Below are 22843 nucleotides of genomic sequence, written 5' to 3' on the forward strand. Positions count from 1 at the left end.
AGACATCGGGTGTCCGGCGATTTTAATAGGTGGAAGTTTGAGCGTGGGGGGTGAAGCTTTGGATGAACATGAGGTACATGGAAGACCACATATTACCTTGTCGATGATCGTTCGTAATGAGGAGAATCGCTATCTCAAGCAGGCTTTGGAGACACATCGTGCCTGGATTGATCGCGCGGTAATTATTGATGATGGAAGCACGGATGGAACGGTGGCGATGTGCCGGGAACTTCTGGACGGTATTCCACTTGTATTGGTGGAGAACGCTTCTTCACGTTTTGCAGACGAAGTAAGCTTGAGGAAACAACAATGGGAAGAAACAGTGGCGACCGATCCGGAATGGATTTTGAATCTGGATGCGGATGAGATTCTAACCAGTGACTTTGGGGCTGTACGCGATCTGCTGCTTCGTGGCAACGAGGATGCGATTTATTTCAGATTGTTTGATATGTGGAGTGATACGCATTACCGGGAAGATGAGTTCTGGCAAGCCCATGCCTACTATCGGCCGTTTCTGATTCGTTATCATCCGGGGATGAGCTATGAATGGAAGGAAACACCCCAGCATTGTGGGCGTTTTCCGTTAACGATCCAGCATTGGAGTTATGGATGTCATGCTCCCCGGGTGAAGCATTATGGATGGGCGCGGGAAGAAGACCGCATCCGCAAATATGAGCGCTATCAAGCATTGGACCCTGAAGCAAGATACGGTTGGAAGGAACAGTACGAATCGATATTGGATCAAGAGCCACGACTGTTGGCATGGGTCGAATAAGGAGAGGAGGAGTGAGCACGTTGAGCAAGAAAGACCCGTTACACCAATCGCAAGAGGAATCGAAACCTCCAATAGAGCCGAATTCCCAAGAAAATGAGGAACAGAAAGAGAAGCAACATGAAAACCAACATGAAAGCCATGTAGAGAGCCAAATAAAGAGCCAGAGTAATCATCGACCGTCCAGGCGTTCTGTTATATCGAAGGAAACCCGCCAACCGGAAAATCTTGAAACGCTTGTCCAGGAAAGAATACTGATTGCCAGCCCGGTTCGTCAGACAACTCCGGTGCTGCGTGAATTTTTGGATTCTCTGCATGCACTGGAACGAACAACAGTGAAGACGGATTATCTGTTTGTTGACGATAACGAGGAAGAAGCTGCGTCGAATATATTACGTGAATTTGTGCTCCAGCATGAAGGGACGGTTATTCAGGCAGATGAACATAGCAGTGATAGTCCTGACAACAAAGGGTTGTACACCAAGGATGAGGGAGGCCACTATTGGCAGGATGAACAGATTTGGCGTGTAGCTGGTCTGAAAAACCGCATTTTGAATTATACACGCGACAACGAGTACGATGCTGTTTTCTTGATAGACTCTGATCTGGTGCTGCATCCGCGGACATTGGAACAACTCGTATCGAGTGGCAAAGACATCGTGTCCAATATCTTTTGGACCCGGTGGCAGCCGGGGGCCAGGGAAATGCCTCAGGTATGGCTGCAAGATGAGTATGCTTTGTATCGTCGAGGCGGCAAATCTTCAGCCGGAAATGAAGCGGAAGACGAGGGCGCGCAAACGACTGCTTTTCTGAATCAACTGCGGATACCAGGTTGTTACGAAGTTGGAGGGTTGGGGGCATGTACGCTCATTCGCAAAAATGTTCTGGCCGCCGGGGTTTCCTATGACCAGATTCCGAATGTATCCTTCTGGGGCGAAGATCGTCATTTCTGTATCCGTGCGCAGGCACTTGGTTTTCGCCTTTTCGTTGATACGCATCTCCCTGCGTACCACATCTACCGTTTGTCCGAACTGCCGGGGGTAGCTGCCTTTAACCGCAGAGCCAAACGTGGCGAAGAGACGATCAGCATTACGCTCTGTATGATTGTGAAAAATGAAGAAGCATCCCTCGCCAGATGTCTGGACTCGGTCAACGGCATTACCGATGAGATTGTGATCGTTGATACCGGTTCAACGGATCGTACCCGTCAGATTGCTTCCAGATATACGGATCGTATCGTTGATTTTGAATGGGTGGATGACTTTGCAGCAGCACGCAACTTTGCCTTCGATCAGGCGAAGAGCGAATATATTCTGTGGCTGGATGCCGACGATGTATTTGAAGCAGAAGATCGGGCGAAGCTTATTGCCTTGAAACGTTCGCTGGATCCGGCTGTTGATAGTGTCACAATGGATTACAATCTGTCATTTACGGCAGAAGGCAGAGTATCCTACAGTCTGCGCCGGAATCGCCTGGTGCGTCGGGATCGGCAATTTCGCTGGATTGGCGCGGTGCATGAATATCTGGCTGTAGCAGGCAATCTGCTGCATAGTGATATAGCGGTTACCCACAAGAAAGATAAGGAGTACACCGATCGGAATCTGCGGATCTATCGCAAGAGGGAACAGGCCGGAGAGGAATTCTCACCGCGTGACTTATACTATTTTGGCAATGAACTGAAGGACCATGGACAGCATGAGGATGCGGTGAAGTACTATGAAAAGTTTCTGGACACCGGGCTGGGTTGGGTGGAAGACCAGATTGCGGCTTGCCAGAAAATTGCGGATTGTGAAGCTGCACTTAAACGATCAGAACAGGAAGTAACAGCGTTGTTCCGATCATTCGCCTATGATCTGCCAAGAGCCGAGATTTGCTGTCGATTGGGTGGTTATTTTGCCGACCGTGAAGATTATCGCAAAGCCCTGTTCTGGTACGAACAGGCGACTCGTGCTGTACGTCCTGATGATCCTATGGTGGTGCTAAATGAAGCAGCCTGGACCTGGATGCCGCATCTGCAACTATGTGTCTGTTATGACCGGATGGGTAACCGTGCCAAGGCCCGGGAACATAATGATATCGCACTCTCCTATCATCCAACACATCCGAGCATGTTATATAACGATCGTTACTTTAAAGATCTGGAGAAGGATAACGTATTGGAAAAGGCTTAGCATTAAGGTCTCAATGATGCCTCTTTCGTGGAATTGAATGGGTGAATCAGTCCCATGTTCCATGAAGAGGTTTTTTTACGTTGCAATGCAATGACTCCATAGTATCGATTGAATACGGATTCACTTTGGAAATGGATTAATGTATTTCATCCAGGGGAGGATATGCTTTACAATAATGAATAACGGAAAAGCAGTGAACATGATTACCTGTCTTCGGCTGCCGAATTGATGAAATAAGGGGAACTGGATATGAATCTGACGGAAGTACTATTGGAGTCGAGGCTGGTCGCGATTGTGCGCGGTATTAGCCGTGAAGCGGCAGTTACAGCTGGACAAGGCATGACGAGTGGTGGAATTCGACTGATGGAAGTCACGCTGAACACACCTGGAGCACATGATATTATTGCAGACTGGCGTGAACGGCATGAAGGAAAGGCTTATGTCGGAGCTGGTACGGTACTGAATGTGCAGATGGCGAAGGAAGCGGTCGCTGCAGGAGCACAGTTTCTGGTGTCCCCCAATGTCGATCTGTCTGTCATTGAATATGCTGTAGAACATGGTGTCGAGATCTGGCCTGGAGCCATGACACCGACGGAGATTGTCGCAGCCCATGAGGCAGGAGCACGTGTTGTGAAGCTGTTTCCAATGGCGAGCCTGGGCATACCGTATCTGAGGGAGATTAAAGTTCCGCTGAACCATATCCCGCTGTTGGCAACAGGCGGCGCTACACTGGAGAATATTGCTGACTATTATGCAGCAGGTGCTGCTGCCGTAGGTCTGGGAAGTGCACTTTTACCACGTGAAGCCCTTGTAGCAGGAGATCATGAGCAGATTGCAGCATGTGCACGGAGATTTGTGGAAGCAGCTGAAGTTTAGACTTCAGCAAAAGATGAGGGATATGTCCATTTGGGTATATATTAAGGTAGCTTTAGATCAATTGCTGGATTATTCGTTATCATAAGAACCGATGTCGTTTAACGTGCCGTTCATTCTAGTGTCGTATGATGGATGTATGCCAGAATTCGGAGAGGAGAGATGCCCTGTGAAAGCTAAAACAATGATTGGCGGCATGCTGGCCGTTGCTGCAGTAACGGCAGGTGGATTATGGAAGGCGGCGGTAAAGAGCCAGACACCCAAGAAGATTCCAATCACACTGACACCTCCAATGCCATTTGAGGACGTGACCTTTGACAGTGGGGGAGGTCGGGTGCATGGGTGGTTCATCCCGGCCAGAGCTGATATTCCGAAACCATGGCCGCTCGTGATTATTGCACATGGCTGGGGCTCCAATCGCTCTCGTGTTCTACGTTATGCGAGGCCGATCTGGGAAGCAGGATATGCCCTGTTTATGTATGATGTCCGCAGTCATGGGGCCAGTGATCCGGTTCGTGCTGCATCTGCCTATCTGTTCCGGGATGATCTGCTGGCGGCATTGCAGTATGCGTCTGCACGGCCAGAGATTGATGCATCTGCTATCGGAGTGCTTGGACATTCACTGGGTGGACTGGGTACGATTCTTGCAGTGACGGAAGGCATTCCGGTATCAGCAGTAATTACGGATTCCATGCCATCGCAATTTGAGGTTATTGTCAGTTCGGAGCTGAGACGCCGACGTCTGCCTCTGTTTCCCCTGGCCCAGTTAATTCCGAGAATCTGGTTCTGGCGACTGGGTGAATCTCTGAAATCCTATCGTCAGCGCGATCCGGTGATGATGCTGAATGAACGGCGCAGGGGGATGCAACTCCCGTTGCTCATGGTGCACTCCAAGGGAGATAATTTCATTCCTCCGAGTGAGCTTGAATATTTTATGTCCAAAGCCGATCCGCCTGTGGAACATCTATGGGTTAATAGCGGAGGCCACAGTTGTTCCGAGGAAGATCCTGCCTTCTGGGATACCGTTATTCCATTTTTGAAAACCCATGTCCATGGTCAGGCGAAGTCGAATGATTCGTCTATAGCGAGTAGTTAACAGGATAGAACAGCCTACATATAAGCGTGCAGGCTAACAGAAAAAACGCCAACGTGGTTGGCGTTTTTTTGCTGTTATGAGCAATATGCAGAAATTCACAATTGTAAAATTGACGGGAAAAGACGATTAAAAAGGAAGCTTATGGTATCATAGAGTAGACTGGCAATATTCATGCGAGGTTATTTGTTATGCTTCTTTGTATGAAATTGAAGGGAGAGGTCCAGATTTGAGTTTGAATTGGAAGTTTAATGTACGCATCAAAATGTTCGCCACCAAAGCAACAACTGCAGCGATGGCAACACTGCTGCTTGCTTCGCAAACACCAGGTTTTGCAGGCAGTGCATCAGCCGCGCAAGCAGAGCAGGTGAATGAAGCGACAACGGGGGAAAATGAACAACTAGACGCAACCAGCAATGACGTGCCAGAGGGAGCGAAAATCTCATCCAGGCAAGCCAGTGAAAATATACTTAGATTATTTCCATTGTTAAAAAAAGCAACGATCTCATCTGCACGATTCGATTCACCTAATTCCTATCCACCGCCAGACTACAAGGCATGGGAGATTGGATTCCAGATTACACAAGGCAATCATACATCGGGATTCAGTGGGACTGTACATGCAGGCACAGGGGAAGTGCTAAGTGTACATCTACCATCGGATATTCTGGATAAACATGTCTCGGAGTCGGATGTGAAGTTAACCAAAGCTGAAGCTGAAGAAAAGGCCGTGGCACTGTTGTACCAAGCGATTCCAGGTCTTAAAGACAACGATTATGCTCCGCTTGGAGATCTGTATTCTTCGATCGAACAACAGTCATTGTTTGGTAGAACTGAGTATCGATACGGGTACCAGTTAAAACATGACGGATTGTTATCTGACGCAGAGACAGTCTACATCAATGTGGACGAAAGTGGTTTGGTGACAGGTTACTCACGAGGTACGACCGAAGCCAAGTATCCCTCATCAAAACCGGCAGCTTCAGAAGAGAAGGCCAGACAGCTGTTTGAAGAACAGTTCGATGTGGAACTGGCTTATATCGCCAAAGATCGTTTGTCTTCCAAGCAGGGTCAGCAGTATTACCTCGCATATACACCGAAAAATATCAGTATCGTTCCGATCGAAGCCAATACGTTGGAACGGATTAATACATTAACAGGTAAAGCTGTAGATGAGAACTCTTTACAGCAGGATACGAAGTTAAAAGGTGATGTGACTCCTTTTGTCCCGGCCAATGGTACGAGATTAAATGTTCAGCAGGCCGCCAATCGGGTCGCAACAAACTTTGATATTCCCAAGGGTTATAAGCTGGAACATAGCCAGTTGAGCAAGGGACATTACTCAAGTCCGAACAATCAGGTATGGAGTCTGAGTTGGAGCGATCGAAGTGCCAATATGTCCTATATGTTCATGCGGGATATCTCAGCACAGGTAGATGCAGTAACCGGGCAGATTTACAGCTATACGATGATGCAACGAATGGGACCGGAGATGGGACAGGAGAAGCCAGCTGAGGAAAAGGCAGGCAAAATGGTGACCCGGAAGCAGGCTGAGAAACTGGCGATGAACACGGTGATTGCGCTAGTTCCAGATGCAACGGAGCAGTTCCAGCTATCTAACGTTATTGAGGTAGACGATGCTCGTACGTTTATGTTCCAACGCTATCTGAATGGAATTCCGGTGAAAGATGATACAGCACAAGTGCAGGTGTTGAACGATGGAACCGTGAACGAGTTCTATACACGCATTGCAGCAACGCCTGAACAATTGCCAGCAGATTATAAGCCAGCCATCAGTTATGAAGAGGCCAAGGCGCTCTATCTGGAGGAGTTCAAGCTGATCCTCGCATATTCCCGTTATGGCGGGTATGGTCTGAATAATGGTCAAGTTATTCCGGTGGGAGTTAACCTAGCTTATATGCCAACCCGTGATGAGAATTCCATCTATGGCACTTATGAAGTACTGGATGCTAACACGGGAGAGTGGAAGCTTCAATACGGGGAGACAGGTGCTGCAAGCAAGACAGAACCTACGGATATCTCAGGCCATGTGGCCGAAGATGCGCTTCGCAATATGACACAGCATGGCGTGTTGCTAGCGGATGAGCAGGGACGTGTATTCCCGGATCGGGTGATCATTCGAGGAGACTGGTTTAACTATTTGGCAAGAGCGATTAACCCAAATATGGATCTGTATTATAGTGGGGACGGAGATGACAAGCTATACGCTGATGTGACCCCTGACAGCCCTTATTATAAGGCAATCAAGGTGTTAATCGATCAACGCTGGCTTGCCGGAGCGGACCCAGAACAGAATCTGAACCCGCAAGAAGAGATGACCCGTGAAGAATTGGCGGTGCTGCTTGTACGCATACTGCGCTATGAGAAGCTAGCCGGATTCTACACATTGCCATCGGATCTTCCCAATATCGCAGATGCCAGTGCCATTTCGAGTAAAGGGGCGGTTTCCCTTAGTCTGAAGCTGGGATTACTTCCTTCGATTGAAGGACGATTCATGCCTGCACGCAAAGTGACGGTAGCTGAAGCTTCACAGGTACTGGAACGACTTGCCAAACTTCAAGGCAAGACCGATACGTTTATGAGTGGCAATCGTCTGTATTAGACGAGGAATCACACATATTACACCCGTCCGAATCATAGGATGAAGATAACGGGTACTCGTGATTCAACGAATTGAAGATCAAAGGGACCTTCCATAGAAGGTCTCTTTTGATTTGATTTTTACAAAAATTATATAAGTTCAACTCAGCATTTACACGATAACGGAGAGGGCAGAAATAACTTGAGGAAGCGAAGCGTGCGCCTAAAAGCTTTCTGAAAGAAAGCTGCATCGGAAGCATATGCTATCACCGGATTTGCCCATTTGAAAAAGAATCAAAAAATCTGGGGATAACAGCGATCGGAAAGTTGTTCTGACATCGGAGTGTTAGTGTAAATATTCTTTAGTTGAAATGATATAGAAGAATGACGCCAGAGCCTTTTGTGATACAATAAGGCGTGAGAACTTTGCAAAGAAGGGTGGGTTCCTTTCATGGGTAAGAACGGGAAACGAATTATCACCATACTGCTGGCAGGCTGTCTGATTGCTGTAGCGTTACCACGTACGGTTGATCTGGATCAACTGTACGCTGCATCAGGGACATCGGATATATCCACGGCAACGGATTTGCGCCAGACCTTGCTTACCGCAATGTCACAGCGGACGGAGGAACTTGTTTTTACATACAAAGGCAATGTGAAAGGCCTCAAAAAACAATTACAAACCTCCATCGATGAGGCAATGAAGAGTGACCCCTATATCCAATATACCGTTAAAAGTTACGCATTTAATTATAAAGGCTCCAATGTATCGGCCGAAGTACATGTGACGCTTTCCTACCGGGAGACCAAGGAACAGACCGATTATGTGAATCGTAAAGTTACGAATGTGTTGAAAGAAATCATCAAACCCGGCATGACGGATCATGAGAAGGTTAAGGTCATCCATGACTGGATTGTGCTTAACCTGTCCTACGATACTTCGCTCAAGAAATATACGGCCTACGACGGGCTTGTTACAGGCAGTACCGTCTGTCAGGGATACTCATTGCTGGCTTATCGAATGCTGGAGCGAGTAGGCATCGATAACCGGATTGTGGAAGGTACAGCAGGCGGGCAGCTTCATGCCTGGAATATCGTGAACCTGGACGGCAAGTGGTATCACATGGACACCACCTGGGATGATCCTACTCCTGACCGGAAAGGTAAGGTAAGCCACAGTTATTATTTGCTGAGTGATGATGAGATGGCACGTGACCATATCTGGACAGGCAAAAGCAAGTACCCCGCTGCGCCAGCCCCATATCGAGAAGCTTTATTAAAGCTCGTGAAGGCTGGAGATAGCAAAAAAGCCGCTTATCAGAAGCTGTACCATGCACTGGACTATTCCCTTTATGATGAACAGGATGCCGTTAAAGGTCATGCTGCGCTGAAGACCAAGGTTCAGGGTACCCTGAAGGAAGGTGGAACCTCGCTCACGTTCAGGTACAAGGGTACGGAGGCTGGACTGATCGAAGATTTACAGGATTTGTACCAGCTTGGCATGAAATCGATATCTTATTATGTGTCCAAAATGGAAGGTACTACGGATCTGCGCGTCAAAATTAACTGGACGTTATAAACATCGTTATAAGCAGGATGCTCCGCTTGAGGAGTATCCTTTTTTGCGTTCAATTTGTGTTCAACGACGAGGGTTTTAGTGTTGTCTATTTTTTGTATATGTCGCTTTGCTATTCTATTCTTCGGCGCATGCCAACATTACGTACGAGGAGGATATGCAAAAAATGAGGAAAAAAGTGAGCATAGTGATCATTGCTCTGTTGCTGGTCACACAAATGATGCAGGGTTGGATCTTAACACCAACGATGCATGCTCAGGATGAATTAACTAATTTGCCAGCCAGTGCAATCAGTGATACAGCGGTAGAAGACGGTTCGGCAGGTTCGGGAGAAGTGAAAGAAGATCCTGCCATTCCGGAAGAAGATAAGGATGTCAGTACTCCGGAAGATCAGGAGGATAATACGATGCATCTGCTTGGTGCAGCCGCAGGTCCGGTAATTACAGAGCAATTAATTACGAGTGTGCAGATGTACAATCAGGCACCGCAAGATAATGGAAATGGAACGATTGATATCAAAGGCGATAAGATTGAGGATATTCGTCCACGCATTCAGGATGAGGTGGCTGTCGTCTTTACATGGGGGCTTGCAAATGACACCCACAACTACAGCGATGGTTCCACGTTTACCTTCAACTTGCCGGATAAATTCATCATTGGATCACAGCTTAAGGGCGATCTGGATGGCGGTGTTGGGGAGTATGTGGTGAATCCAGATGGCACAATCATCTTTACCTTTAATGAACTGATCGAGCATGCGCAGCTGGAAGGCAACTTCTACGTGTGGATTAAGTTTGATGAGAGCAAAATGGAAGATGGATTGAAACAACAGATAGACTTTAGCTCTGTGGGGCAGGGCATCATTAATGTGCATTTTGCCAACACAGCCGTAGATAAGTTGAAAAAATCGGGAAGCGCAAACAAAGACAATTTCAACTCGGATGAAATTATATGGACTGTAGATTTTAACCAAGGCGAGAAGGATTTGAAAAATGCGGTCCTTACAGATACATTGCCAACAAACCTTGAACTCAAGGGCAATATCGAAATTCGTGAATTGGAAGTGCAATTGAATGGATCTGTAAAAGAAGGTCCAATAGTTCAAACGGAACCACAGTTTCCAATTGTATTGGGAGACACGGATAAGGCCTATCGTGTAACCTACACGACGAGTGTTAAAGCACCAACCACTGCTCCGTTCACCAATGTGGAGGTTCAAAACCAGGTTGCGCTTACAACGGATCAGAGTGAGCATAACGAAACGGATATTGGCCGAGTTCGTGTGAGTTTTAATGAGCCTTTGAACAAGTCAGGGCAAGATAGTGCGTATGATCCGGTAACACAGACAATCACATGGAAAGTACAATATAACTACAATCAGCAAGAAATCATGCAAGCGAATGCATGGATTGAAGACCGTTTTGATACGGCCAAACAACAACTGATCAACAATTCCGTCAACGTATACCAAGTTGATATTAATGCGAGCGGAGCGGCTTCGAACAGAACGCTGGTGAATCCGAATGAATACACACTTGAAACGATAAATACAGGATTTGATGATGGCTTCAGATTACATTTTAAGAATGACATTACCAAGGCCTATGAGATCGAATATGATACACAATCCATTCATCGTGTCTATACAAACGATACCATTACGAACACAGTGAATATGTATGATGGTACTTCCAAAACAGGCCAAAAAGACATTCGGGAAGTCATTTTTGCCAAAAGCGTAAAAAGTGAAAACTTCAACACCAAAGAAATCGAATGGCAGATGGTGTTGAACCGTGATTTGCAGGACATGACGGATATCGTTATTACCGACAATTATGAAGGCAGACACATGAAGCTAATTCCGGGTAGTCTTCAAGTGAGTGGGGTTAACAAAGACGACTTTGAATTGACTCCAGACCCGGCTGATCCTACGTATGAAAAAGGATTCTCCGTTCGCCTTAAGGACGGCGTTACCATTAACACGGAACATGTCATTACCTATACGACAAGCTTTGATCCGACGGCAGGTATGCCAACGGATAATGAATATCGCAACTCGGCCAAGGTCGATTGGGAAGAGTCCAATGTAGCACAGACTTCGATTACTAAATCGGCTGTGGTCAAACCGCAAGAGTACACCATTCAAAATGGTAACAAAAAGGGCGAATACAGCGCCAAAGACAAAACGATCACGTGGACAATTGATGTAAACTACAACTTGTTTGATATTCAGGAGGCTATCCTCAAGGATGCCTACACGGGTAACCAATCTTTTGTAGACGGTTCATTAAAAGTTCATGAGTTAGAGTTACAGGGAGCCAATAATGTTACTGCTGTAGGTAGCGAAGTTCCGCTCACAACTGGTCAATTCCAGCTGGACCCTGACGGTAAAGGTTTTACATTGGATCTGGGGAACATCGGTAAAGCAGCTTATCGGATTCAGTATCAAACGAGCCTGGACGGACCTTATTCCGTGGAAGGTACGTATGCCAACCAGGCCGTACTAACCGATGGTGAGGGCGGTGAAGAGCGCTTTAACAGATCAGCGAGCATCACGCCAGTTCACGGGGGTGTGTATGTTCTAAAAACAGGTCAACAGATCGGTACAACGGATAAAGCATCATGGACGGTAAATATCAATCCAAGTCAATCTTATGTTCCAGCGGGTGCTCTATTAACAGATACCTTGTCGGAGAATCAAATTTTATTGGCGGACTCCTTAAAATTATATGCAACGAACCTGCCTGCCAACAATTCAGGCAATGTATCCAACAAAGCTGGACTGGTTGATCCGGCAGATTATGAATTGACCGTGGAAGGTAATACATTTACCCTCACCTTCAATAAAGATATCCATACGGCGTTCATTCTGGAATATCAGTCCTATATTAATGCCGATCATGGCGCCCGAATTGAGAATAAAGTTGAATTTGCAGGTCAGTCCTCCTCAGTGGTGGGAGAAGGCAATCAGGTAGGTATCAAAGTTTCATTGGCTGGAGCGGGTGGAGGAGCCTCTACAGGTCTGGGCAAGATTAGAATCCACAAAGTCAGTGATACTGGGCTTCCACTGGAAGGAGCCATATTCGCAATCTATAATGCGTCTGGAACTACGCTCCTGGAAACATTGAAACCAACGGACGAGAATGGTGTGGTTGAAAGCTCCAGAAACTATCGATTAAACAATCTAACCAACGGTATACCTTATAAGTTAAAAGAATTATCTGCACCGGCAGGATACATGGTTGATCCAGAGTATGGCTCTGCCTCAGGTAAAACGATTGAATTCAAGGATGCGGATATTGCCTTTGACATTGAAAATAAAAAGATTCGACAAGGCTTCGAATTAACCAAGGTAGATGCGGTGGACTCCTCGAAGAAACTCCAGGGTGCAACGTTCGAATTGTACTCGAACAATGGTGCAACCCGAGAGAAAATAGACGAGTTAACGACAGGGGAAGATGGGAAAATCGCCAAAGGTGATCTCTTACCTGGGGATTATGAATTGGTAGAGGTTGTGGCACCCGAGTTTTATCAGTTGGATGCTACCCCGATTCCCTTCACCATCGTAGAGAATCAGACTCAGATTATTACACTGACGAAGTCGAATGCCATAGGGACGGGTGGCAAACTTGTCGTTACCAAAGTCAATGCGAAGGATCAGTCCGTATTAAGTGGAATTGAATTCGAATTGCGTGATCACTCCAATGCGATCATCGATACGAAAGTAACGGATCTGAACGGGGTCATTGAATTCGATGGATTAACCTATGGTTCATATACATTGGTAGAGACCAAGGCAGAAGGTTTTGTCATTGAACAGCCGGAGACGCTTGTATCTATTATCAAACCGGAAATGCAATTGACTATTGAAAATAAAGAAAATAATCGTTCCGTGAAATTGATTAAAACCAATGCGGGTCGAACTCAGCATCTACAAGGTGCAGTGTTTGAATTACGGGCTCAAACTGCATTGATGGATGCAAATGGGAATTGGGAGTTCCACAAGGTAACAGGTCTGGATGAAGCCACACTGACAACCAATCAGCAAGGTGAAATTGTACTTAAAGACCTGGATGTCAATAAATATCAGTTGGTTGAAATAAAAGCACCTAACGGATATATCTTGGACACAACACCTGTACCATTTGAAATTACGAACATACAAACCGAAGCCATAGTTGTAGAAAAAACAAATCAGGCTATCCCGGTATCAGGCGGTGGATCGAGTGGACCGTATAATCCGGGGACACCTACTACGGGTGTAACACCAGATCCGGAGAAACCAGTAACACCGGGACCGGAAACACCAGGAACGTCTGTCCCAGGTACAGTGGTTACTGGACCTACTGAACCTGGAGACGGAACCGAGCTTCCAACAGATGAAGATAACGCAGCAACTCCTCCTTCGCCTGGCGTCTCCAACGGTGACGACACTGCACCTCCAGCGGGGGATACAGATACAACGGATGGGGATAGCGCATTGGCACCTTCTGCGGGAACGGATACAGATGGATCGCAGGGAACTGGGAATGCTGCATCACAGCAGACCGGAAACTCTGCATCACAGGGAATGCTGCCGAAGACAGGCGAAGAGAGCACATGGGCTTTCACTGTGGCAGGCATGATGCTGATGGCAGTGGGTAGTGTGGGATACGTTTACTTCCGACGTAGACAACTGCTTCAGCGTTAGATTGCACGCAGCACGTAATGCAGGAATAGATCATTTTCAGATAAAACAGATAAAAACACCCTCTAGCTTCACAAGTGACCCAGAGTCACGGTGTGAATATACTAGAGGGTGTTTTATTTTATTTCGGTTGAACCTTAAGGAAGATCAAATCCAGCAACGTCAGGATTTACTTTAATGGCTCTTACAATTAACCGATGTGTTGGATTGACGAGTGGATCACAGGTAATCAAGGTAAGGACCTGTCCAAGTCCGGGGTCTTCCAGCACGGACAAGTCATTCGGCTCCACAACGGATATCCGATCTATCTTATAATGGATGATCGTTCGATCTGCCAGAGTGACTTCCATTGAATCGCCAATCTGGAGTTCTCCCAGGCGATTGAACAATCGTCCTTTTTTGTGGGCGCGATGAGCGGCAATAGCGGCATTACCTTTGTTACCGATTCTATTGGTTTCGACAAGGTGGGTTGCAGCTACCTTCATGTTTGCTTCCGTGGCACCTTCCAGAATCGGCAAGCGGACATCAATCTTGTCAATGGAGAGTACCCCCAACGTATCCGAAGATTCGTCTTGCACTATATCTGTATTGTCAGTAGTTGGCTCGGCGGAAGCTGCATCCTGTATGCCTTGTTCGAAGGCGTGATTCAGCTTGGACAAGCCGTCTTGCAGTTGCTCCAGATCGTTCATCACACGGGTTTGCTGCCAGTCATAATACGTGTCCCGTAGGAAAGGAAAGCTGATGATCAGCATGCCCAGCAGAATGAGCAGGATAGAGAATTTTTTCATTATGCATCAACTCCCGTTGTTCAAGAAAAATAGTATACCTTTATCTATTTTCACTTACAGACCTATACAAAATATGGACAGGAGACGAAAGGACGAAGAGGTACAGGAATGTTCGAAGGGGCCGTCACCAAAAAACCTCCCCGTATCGCTACAGAATGAAAACTGCAACGCCACGGGGAGGTTTTGTTATATAAAGTCAATTGTATCTGTAGATGATAGTACGTCGGAGCTACTATTTGTTACTTGGTGCATCGGTAGGTGTGAAATCACATTCCTTCAGCGGCACCACTTTGGTTTTTTTGATCCATTTGTAACCAAGCCACAACACGAGGAACAGGGGGACGCTCAGATAGGCAACGATGGCTCCACTCCAGTCGATCTCGTCACCCGTAAATGCCTGATAGTTCTGTCCAATAATCACGATAATACACAGGACAAAGGCAAAGATCGGCCCAAACGGGAACCAACGTGCCCGGTAAGGCAGATCGCTTAGGTCCCTGCCTTGTGCAACATATGCACGACGGAAGCGATAATGACTGATAGCGATACCTAGCCAAGTAATAAAACCACACATACCGGATGCATTCAGCAACCAGGTATACACAATGCCATCGCCGAACAGGGAGGCAAGAAATGCCAACATGCCAACGGCTGTGGTAAGCAGCAAGGCATTCATGGGAATGCCTTTTTTGTTCAGCTTACCGAGGAAACGAGGGGCTTTACCGTCTCGGGCAAGGGCATAGAGAACCCGGCTTGAAGCATACATGCCTGAGTTTCCGGCAGAGAGTACAGAAGTCAGAATAACGGCATTCATGACGGAAGCCGCAATGGCGAGTCCTGCTTTTTCAAACACGAGTGTGAACGGGCTGACCCCGATATTTTCCAGATCCCCTTTGAGCAGGTTCGGATGAGTATACGGGATGATCAGACTGATCACGGTAATCGCCAAAATGTAAAAAATCAGAATGCGCCAGAATACCTGCCGAATGGCACGAGGTACATTTTCCCGCGGGTTTTCACTTTCACCGGCGGCTACTCCGATAAGCTCGGTACCCTGGAATGAGAATCCCGCAGCCATGAATACGCCTAACACGGCGAAGAATCCGCCATGAATGGGCGCATCACCGATGGTGAAGTTGCTGAAACCAACGGCTTCTCCGCCCATAATACCAAAGATCATAAGCACACCAACGGCCAGGAAGATGATAACGGTAGCTACCTTGATAATGGCGAACCAGTACTCGGACTCCCCGTATCCTTTGACGGACAGGACATTCAAGGCAAAGATCAGCACGAGGAACAGTAAGCTCCATAACATGGACGAACTGTCGGGGAACCAGTATTTGATGAGCACTGTTGCGGCAGCAAGCTCTGCTGCGATGGTTACCGCCCAGTTATACCAGAAGTTCCAGCCCATGGCGAACCCGAGGGCGGGATCGACAAAACGTGCGGCATACGTATTAAATGAACCGGAGTCCGGCATAAAGGTCGCAAGCTCACCCAGGCTGGTCATGAGGAAATAGACCATGATGCCAACGGCCGCATAGGCAATTAATGCCCCGCCGGGGCCTGCGGTTGAGATGGCGGTACCACTTGCGAGAAACAGCCCGGTTCCAATTGAGCCACCGAGGGCGATCATCGTCATATGGCGTGCGCGTAATCCTTTTTTCAGGGAAGGTCTAGTTGTTGTTGGGTTACTGCGGTCTTGCATGGAAACACTCCTTCATTCGATATACTGATGTTTGCGATAATTGCTTCCTAAACAAAAAGACCACAGGCATCAGCCTGCGGTCTTTAATATTTCAATGTCCGCACCATGTCCCAGATGATTAAGATAGCTCAACACAGAAGAATTCATACCTTTATACAAAGGAAATGTACTTCCGTGACAGTTCTGCGCCTTTCGACAGCAGCCCCAGCCCACCGGACCGTATAAGGAACGTCCAGTAAGCTTCGGCGGGTGCACCTTTCGGCTGATCTCATAAGCGGCTCCTTAGCGCCTCCTTCAGCGTACTGATCGCACCCGCGACCTCTACCTCACCATTCATGGATGAGGTGTATCTATTGTCTATGAAATTATGAACAACACAACTTAACACGGTGTGTTCAGTTTAGTAAACAGACAACCAGTATAACGCGCGTGCTTTTCCAGTGCAATAACAATTGTTGGATGTGAGGTTTGAGGGACGACTATTCCTCTTTTTTGTTGCGGCCGGCCATCTGTTGCCATACCGTTCCGGCAGCTTGTTCGCCGGATTCGATTCGTTCCAGAGCCATCTTGGCTTGCAGGCTGACTTCGAATTCGGGATCATCGGCTGCAACTCGCAACGCTTGCTCTGCTTCTTCTGTACCGACCTCATATAGAAAACGTGCAGCACGCCAGCGGACAAGTTTACTTTTATCCGATAATGTTGCTGTCATGGCTGGTGTGGCGGCAGGATCGCCGATATCAGACAAGGTATCCCCGGCCGTACGGCGTACCGCAGGTGAACTGTCCTGGAGCGCTTCATACAGCAGTTCCATTGCTTCCGGTGTACGAATGTCACCCAGGTATACCACGGCCAAGCGCCGGATCTGCATTTTGTCATCATGCAGAGCTTGAGCTACAAGCGGCAATCTTTCTGCTGTAGGCTCCATGCCGTCCAAGGCAGCATAGCGAACATTCCAGTCACTGTTACGCAAGGCCTCTTCGAGTTCGGCACCATCCAGTTCGCGACGACGCTCAATAAATTCTTCGGAGTTGGTGCCATGTTCAATCGCCTGTTGGATGACCTGCTCCAGTCGTTCTGGCGGATAGGCCGCTTCCAGCTCCTGCTCAACTTCGCGTGCGATGTCTGGCAATTCGCCGTAACGAACGCCGTAATCACTCAGTTTACGTTCTTTGATCATGGTTGCACTGGCAACTTCGGTAACGGCTTTGACAAAACGATCTGACAGCGAGATTCGTTCTTCTTTGGCTCCGGCCTTAACCCTGATTTGCATGGGTACCCCTCTAAAGAACTGAACGAATACCTGTGCTTCTCCGAAGTGTTCGCCAGATCCGTCCTCAGACTCAATCCAGTCCAGATTGATGCCTTCCTGTCCGAGACGATTCTGGACTTCGCCCAGAATGACAGACCAGTCTGCGTTTCCTTTGCGATCAAGCGCTACGAAGTCGGTCGTGTGAAATACACTCTTCACGCCGGGAATATGAAGCATCTGGCGAATGAACGCCGGGGCGGATCGTTCGTTGTCCAGTGTATATGTTCTGCGAATTCCGTCCTCCAGACGTTCATCGAGATGCAGCATCATCGTATTTGGACTCGGTGTTGGTTCAATGGAAACAATATTCATCAGTGTAACCTCCTATAATACCAAATTCATCCTTAAACTCCCGTTAATTAAATCACACGGGTATTTCTCTATTTTACATCAATGTGTGGGATCTGCGAAATTATCCAGAAGCGATATGGGCATATCTGACACTTAGTGTGAAGAAGTGCGAAATTTGTTAACACTTCTTTCATGTTCACTCACAAACATTTTTAAACGAAAATTGGCACAATAATAGGAAGAAACAACTGGAGGTTATACTTATGGAACCCATTACCGTGCTCTCGGATGGTAAACGTCGTATTGCATATGAGAATATTATTCAATTGTTCAGGAACTGGATGGAGGACTCAACATCTGGTTCTGCGATAGAAACACATCGGGGAAGTTGGGAAAATGCCCGGTATTGTATTGTTGATTATCAGATTGCCGAAGAAGCGGTGTCAGCAGCAAATGCCATTCGGGCTTTTATGCCACAACTTCCGTTACTGGTTATTACTGATTTCAAATCCCTTATTCGGAAGCGACACCTGCAACAGATTACAGGCACAGGTGAGATGAAGATGTTTCTCTGGAACGAGCAAGACCCGGATCATCTCATCAAGGATATGGAGAATTGGTTTCATTCATCGTCTGTCCACAAATCAGAAATAGCCATACCGCCCATCTTATCCATGAGATAAAAGAGGGATGTGGCTATAGGTTTTAACTTCAATTGTTATGATCGTGATTAGATCACATATTTATAGCCTGTTCCCCAAACCGTCTTAATATAACGTGGATTCTTGGGGTCAGGCTCAATTTTTTTACGCAGACTTGAGATATGAACATCGATGGTACGATCCAGATAGGCGCGTTCGGAGCCTTTGATTCGATCCATCAGTTCATTGCGGGTGAACACTTTACCCGGATTTCGGTACAATTCCTTCATAATCTCAAACTCAATATGAGTGACCTCGATTTCAACACCATCCACAAACAGGGTTCTTCTGTACTCATTCACATTCACATGCCCAGTAACCTCTGCCTGCTTGTCTTCCTTTGTCGGTTTATCCTGATAGGAAATGATTGATCTTCGCAGCAGTGCTTTAATCCGTGCATCCAACTCTTTCAAACTAAATGGTTTGCACAGAAAGTCATCCGCACCATTATGTAATGCGCGCAGTCGATCGTTCAGCATAGTGCTTGCCGAGATCATCAGAATAGGCACAGTGGAGTGCTGGCGAAAGGCTTCTACGAGATCATTTCCATCCATTTCAGGAAGCATGAGATCCGTTACAACAATATCCGGTTGGAATTGTGGAAACAGTTGAAGAGCCTCGCGGGCATGTTGAACCCGTTCAGTGATGTATCCTTCCTCCTCCAGAAAGAAAGCAATCATGTCGGCCAGATTTTTCTCATCCTCTATAAGAAGTACTTTGATCGTCATAGGGTCACACTCCTGGTGAAAATAATATGTTAAGAAACTACTAAAAAAACAAGGTGAATTGCGAATAAATGCCGCAAATTTTTTAATGTTTGTATTCCAAAATATAGGATGTATATGTAGAGAAGGAATAAACTTTTTTTATTGAGCTTCAACATCTTAGCATGAATGCAATTAGGTTGCCGATGACTCAGAATTTCCCAAATCTACACCAACTACTAATTACAGTATAATAGATCAGAACGAGTTAAGGGGAAAAAAAGTAATATTGTATCCGCTTAAATTTATAGGGGGAACTAACGTTGTTGTTGAAAAAAGAAGAAAAAATGATTCATGAGGGTAACTGCTAATGGATCATATAAAGAAGACACAGATACTGGATTGGGTGATCTCGAAGCTGCAGATTCCCTGGATTGGGACCTGCATTTTAATTATGCTAGGCTCACTAAGCACTATTTTTCCACTGACGTTATTCTATGGTGTGCAAATTATGGCGGGCAGCGCAGCAGTACTCATTGCTCTTCGTTTGCATGGGGCTATCTATGGATTGGTCACCTTTACAGTCATCCATCTGTTGAATAACATCATTGCCGGCTTCGAGCCACGGAATTTAACCGTAATGATGGCGCATTTCATTGAATTGCTCTGGATGCTTGGTTGGCAGATTCGTTGGAAGAACGGAAGCCTAATCAAGGCAAATGCTGTCTTCTGGGTAGTGATGTTACTTCCGGTTATCTATTGCGGGCATTATGTGTTGGGCTTGGATATAGAAGATTTGAAGTATGAGTATATGTATATTGCCGTGATTGGCATGGTGAATGCTCTAATTGCAGGTATTGTGGTGGATTTCTGGATCACTATGGGTGAGCAAAGATTAAAACGCACGGGAACCATTCCACTCACAAGGATTGCGTTTAAATACGTAGTTGCCTTCGTGGTATTTGTTTCTCTCGTATTGTTATCCGCCGATAGCCAAAGACAGTTGAGTCAAATGAATGATGCCATATTACGTGAGATGAAATACGCATCGAGTGCGGTTGTACAGGATCTTGATGAAGAGTATGTTACATCCGAGAATATGGAACAAAATATGGCGCGTTATCATCATCTATTGGGTGTGAATGTGATACTGCTTGATCGGAATGATACAGCCATCGCTTCTGGTTTAAATACACTTCAGCCTGGTGGGTACCTGGACATGGACAGGTTCAATATTCTGAAGTCGAAGGATAACCTCATGCTGAAAAGTTCTGCTAATATCCATTACAGCGATGTATTGAATCATTGGAGACAAGCCATCTTTATCTACGAAGCAAAAATGAAAAATATAACACCTTATCGGGTATTTATCGTGACTGACTCGTCCAAGTATTACCCCCGAATTGAATCGATATATCTGACTACGCTGCAATCCCTGTTCATCATCATTGTGGCTTCTATGATTGTAGCGGCTCCTCTCAGTAGAAAAGTCGTTAGCCCACTATTAAGACTGACCAGAATGACAGGTTCTCTGCCGAGAATATTGTTTCGAAACGGGAAGCTGGAGTGGCCCACCAGCCATGTAACCGAAGTACAGATCCTGATTGGTAATTTGCGTAAAATGGCCGATGTACTGCTGGAACAATTCGAACAGATTCGTCATGACAAGTTAACGCTGGAGGACAGGGTCGTAGAACGCACCAAGGAACTCAAGAATAGTGAAGAGGTCAAACGTGCAATCATTGAATCCTCTATTGATGCCATTATCGCTGTGGACTCCAATGGACAGATCGTTGAGTTTAATCCAGAGGCTGAAAGAATGTTTGGGTTACGTCGGGAAGAAGTGATCCAACAGAAGGAAGCACCGTCTCTTTTCCAGGGGGCAAGCTGCATCGAGATCAAGAAATTGTTGGAGCGATTCGCTTATGTTGAAGGTAAGAGATATACGATCGTAGATGAAATTTCAGGGATTCGCCGGGATGGTTCCGTCTTTCCGATTGAGTACAAAATTGTAGAAATTCAGCTTGGCAAGAATGAGACGTTATATAACCTGTTTATCAAGGATATTACGGAGCGAACCAGAGCAGAAGAAGATCGTGTGCGTCATGCCCTTGCGCTGGAGAAGCTGAACCTGGAGTTGTTCAATGAAAAGATTGCCATTCAGGAACAGCGAGATATCAGTGAGCAATTCATTGAATCCGTACGGGAGGGGCTCGTGATGTCAGATCGAACAGGGACCATAACCATCGTCAACCGCAGGATCGAAGAGATGTTTGGTTTGGGTGATTTTCTGGGCAGATCTATTGAAGATTTGGCGCAGGCGATTGATACGATGGTATTAACGGATAATTTCAATCTGCTGGAACAGACCAAAGCATTTCTGGATGGTGAAACAGCATTTATTGAGACTGAATTTATATTTAACAATGCGGAGAAAAGTGTATTCTCGTTATATATGAAGCAGATGGATGTACCGGGGAAAAACCATGGCTTTCTGCTGGTCTTCCGGGACCGGACGGGAGAAGAACGGCTGGATCGGATGAAGAATGAACTGATCAGCGTGGTATCTCATGAGCTTCGAACGCCTGTAGCCACCATTATGGGGTATGTGGAACTCATGATGATGTACGACCTTCCAGCAGCTCAGCAGCAGGAATTCATGCAGACGATCGCTTCCGAGGGCAAGCGGTTGAGCAGTCTGCTCGATGATGTACTCGATATTCAGCGCCTCGATAATGAGGGCATGACTTACCATATGACGTATGTACCGCTGGTTGAGTTGGTAGAAGGGGTTGCTGAACAGTGGAATATGAAGTCTGCCCAACGAATCTACGTGCATACGTTTAATGGAGACTTTTTTGCTTACGCGGACCAGAACAGGATGGTTCAGGTTCTGCATAATCTGGTGGGCAATGCAGTCAAGTATTCTCCAGGAGCCGATCGTATTGATGTTACGTTATGGGAAGAAGAGGAGTGGCTATGTCTTGATGTCCGTGATTATGGAATAGGGATTGCGGAGCAAGAGAAGGACATGTTATTCAACAAATTTTATCGAGTGGATAATTCGGACCATCGGCAGATTGGTGGAACAGGAATCGGGTTGTACATTTCCCGTAAAATTGTAGAGGATCACAAGGGAACGCTGACCTTTATCTCAGCACCGGGCAAGGGAAGTACATTCAAGGTAAGACTGCCCAAGCAGGATGTATTGGTTTGAATGCAATGATGGATGAAGAGATGTGTCTCACTTTTTAATGATCCATATTTAATTATGATTCCTAGGATAGAGCCTTTGCCCTTGAGCGCGTAAGCGTGATAAAGGGAAAGGCTTTTTTTGTTTTTCAATTTTCCCGGATAAAAAAACAACTTCTTTTGCAAACTGTCTATAGAGCCATAATTTGCATCCCATGCAAAAGGAGGACGGCAGGAATATGTTCCGTAAACAAGAGAAAACACTCATCATCGTCTGTCTGGTTGCCGCTGTGGTTGTGCTATATGCCGTTGTGAAAAGCATCATCCGAATTATGAGTTATTGAGATACACGTTCAAGCAGAGTAACTGCTGT

Annotated in this window: 13 protein-coding genes and 1 riboswitch; of the genes, 9 read left to right on the forward strand and 4 right to left on the reverse strand. The window is 46.4% G+C overall.

The window, feature by feature from the left end:
- Positions 1-58: 58 nt before the first annotated feature.
- From MKY73_RS03185 to MKY73_RS03215, 7 genes are all read left to right on the forward strand, one after another.
- The gene (locus MKY73_RS03185) at positions 59-775 is read left to right on the forward strand and encodes a glycosyltransferase family 2 protein (protein WP_339257428.1); all 717 of its coding nucleotides are present in this window, start codon (positions 59-61) and stop codon (positions 773-775) included.
- Positions 776-786: 11 nt separating this feature from the next.
- A complete protein-coding gene (locus MKY73_RS03190) occupies positions 787-2943 on the forward strand; it encodes a glycosyltransferase (protein ID WP_339305618.1) in 2157 nt (718 codons plus the stop codon).
- Between the two features lie 249 nt (positions 2944-3192).
- Positions 3193-3819 carry a bifunctional 4-hydroxy-2-oxoglutarate aldolase/2-dehydro-3-deoxy-phosphogluconate aldolase gene (locus MKY73_RS03195; protein WP_339305620.1) on the forward strand — a complete coding sequence of 209 codons (627 nt, stop codon included), beginning with the start codon at positions 3193-3195 and terminating at the stop codon, positions 3817-3819.
- A gap of 166 nt (positions 3820-3985) precedes the next feature.
- Positions 3986-4912, forward strand: a complete 927-nt coding sequence (locus MKY73_RS03200; RefSeq protein WP_339305622.1) for an alpha/beta fold hydrolase — start codon at positions 3986-3988, stop codon at positions 4910-4912.
- Between the two features lie 226 nt (positions 4913-5138).
- Positions 5139-7532 carry an S-layer homology domain-containing protein gene (locus MKY73_RS03205; RefSeq protein WP_339305624.1) on the forward strand — a complete coding sequence of 798 codons (2394 nt, stop codon included), beginning with the start codon at positions 5139-5141 and terminating at the stop codon, positions 7530-7532.
- A gap of 429 nt (positions 7533-7961) precedes the next feature.
- The gene (locus tag MKY73_RS03210) at positions 7962-9089 is read left to right on the forward strand and encodes a transglutaminase domain-containing protein (RefSeq protein ID WP_339305626.1); all 1128 of its coding nucleotides are present in this window, start codon (positions 7962-7964) and stop codon (positions 9087-9089) included.
- Between the two features lie 163 nt (positions 9090-9252).
- Positions 9253-13776 (forward strand): collagen binding domain-containing protein, encoded by a 4524-nt coding sequence (locus tag MKY73_RS03215; protein WP_339305627.1) that lies wholly within the window; start codon positions 9253-9255, stop codon positions 13774-13776.
- A gap of 134 nt (positions 13777-13910) precedes the next feature.
- Here MKY73_RS03215 and MKY73_RS03220 read toward each other — a convergent pair whose 3' ends face one another.
- The 3 genes from MKY73_RS03220 to MKY73_RS03230 all read right to left on the reverse strand — a co-directional run bounded on the left by MKY73_RS03220 (position 13911) and on the right by MKY73_RS03230 (position 17894).
- Complete coding sequence (locus MKY73_RS03220) at positions 13911-14561, reverse strand: class D sortase (RefSeq protein ID WP_339237758.1); 651 nt, start codon at positions 14559-14561, stop codon at positions 13911-13913.
- 232 nt (positions 14562-14793) lie between these two features.
- Positions 14794-16272, reverse strand: a complete 1479-nt coding sequence (locus MKY73_RS03225; RefSeq protein ID WP_339237756.1) for an amino acid permease — start codon at positions 16270-16272, stop codon at positions 14794-14796.
- Positions 16273-16388: 116 nt separating this feature from the next.
- A riboswitch (Lysine riboswitch) is annotated at positions 16389-16604 on the reverse strand.
- Between the two features lie 147 nt (positions 16605-16751).
- A complete protein-coding gene (locus MKY73_RS03230) occupies positions 16752-17894 on the reverse strand; it encodes a virulence factor (RefSeq protein ID WP_339237754.1) in 1143 nt (380 codons plus the stop codon).
- Between the two features lie 242 nt (positions 17895-18136).
- On the opposite strand from MKY73_RS03230, the gene MKY73_RS03235 reads away from it, so the two are divergent.
- Complete coding sequence (locus MKY73_RS03235; RefSeq protein ID WP_339305629.1) at positions 18137-18556, forward strand: hypothetical protein; 420 nt, start codon at positions 18137-18139, stop codon at positions 18554-18556.
- Positions 18557-18603: 47 nt separating this feature from the next.
- Here MKY73_RS03235 and MKY73_RS03240 read toward each other — a convergent pair whose 3' ends face one another.
- On the reverse strand, positions 18604-19302 hold the full coding sequence (locus tag MKY73_RS03240) for a response regulator transcription factor (RefSeq protein WP_339305631.1): 699 nt from the start codon (positions 19300-19302) through the stop codon (positions 18604-18606).
- A 346-nt stretch (positions 19303-19648) separates the two neighbouring features.
- Between MKY73_RS03240 and MKY73_RS03245 the strand changes: the two genes are divergently transcribed.
- Positions 19649-22495 carry an ATP-binding protein gene (locus MKY73_RS03245; RefSeq protein WP_339305632.1) on the forward strand — a complete coding sequence of 949 codons (2847 nt, stop codon included), beginning with the start codon at positions 19649-19651 and terminating at the stop codon, positions 22493-22495.
- The last annotated feature ends 348 nt before the right edge of the window (positions 22496-22843 follow it).

The sequence above is a fragment of the Paenibacillus sp. FSL R5-0519 genome, assembly GCF_037974275.1.
GTDB lineage: Bacteria > Bacillota > Bacilli > Paenibacillales > Paenibacillaceae > Paenibacillus.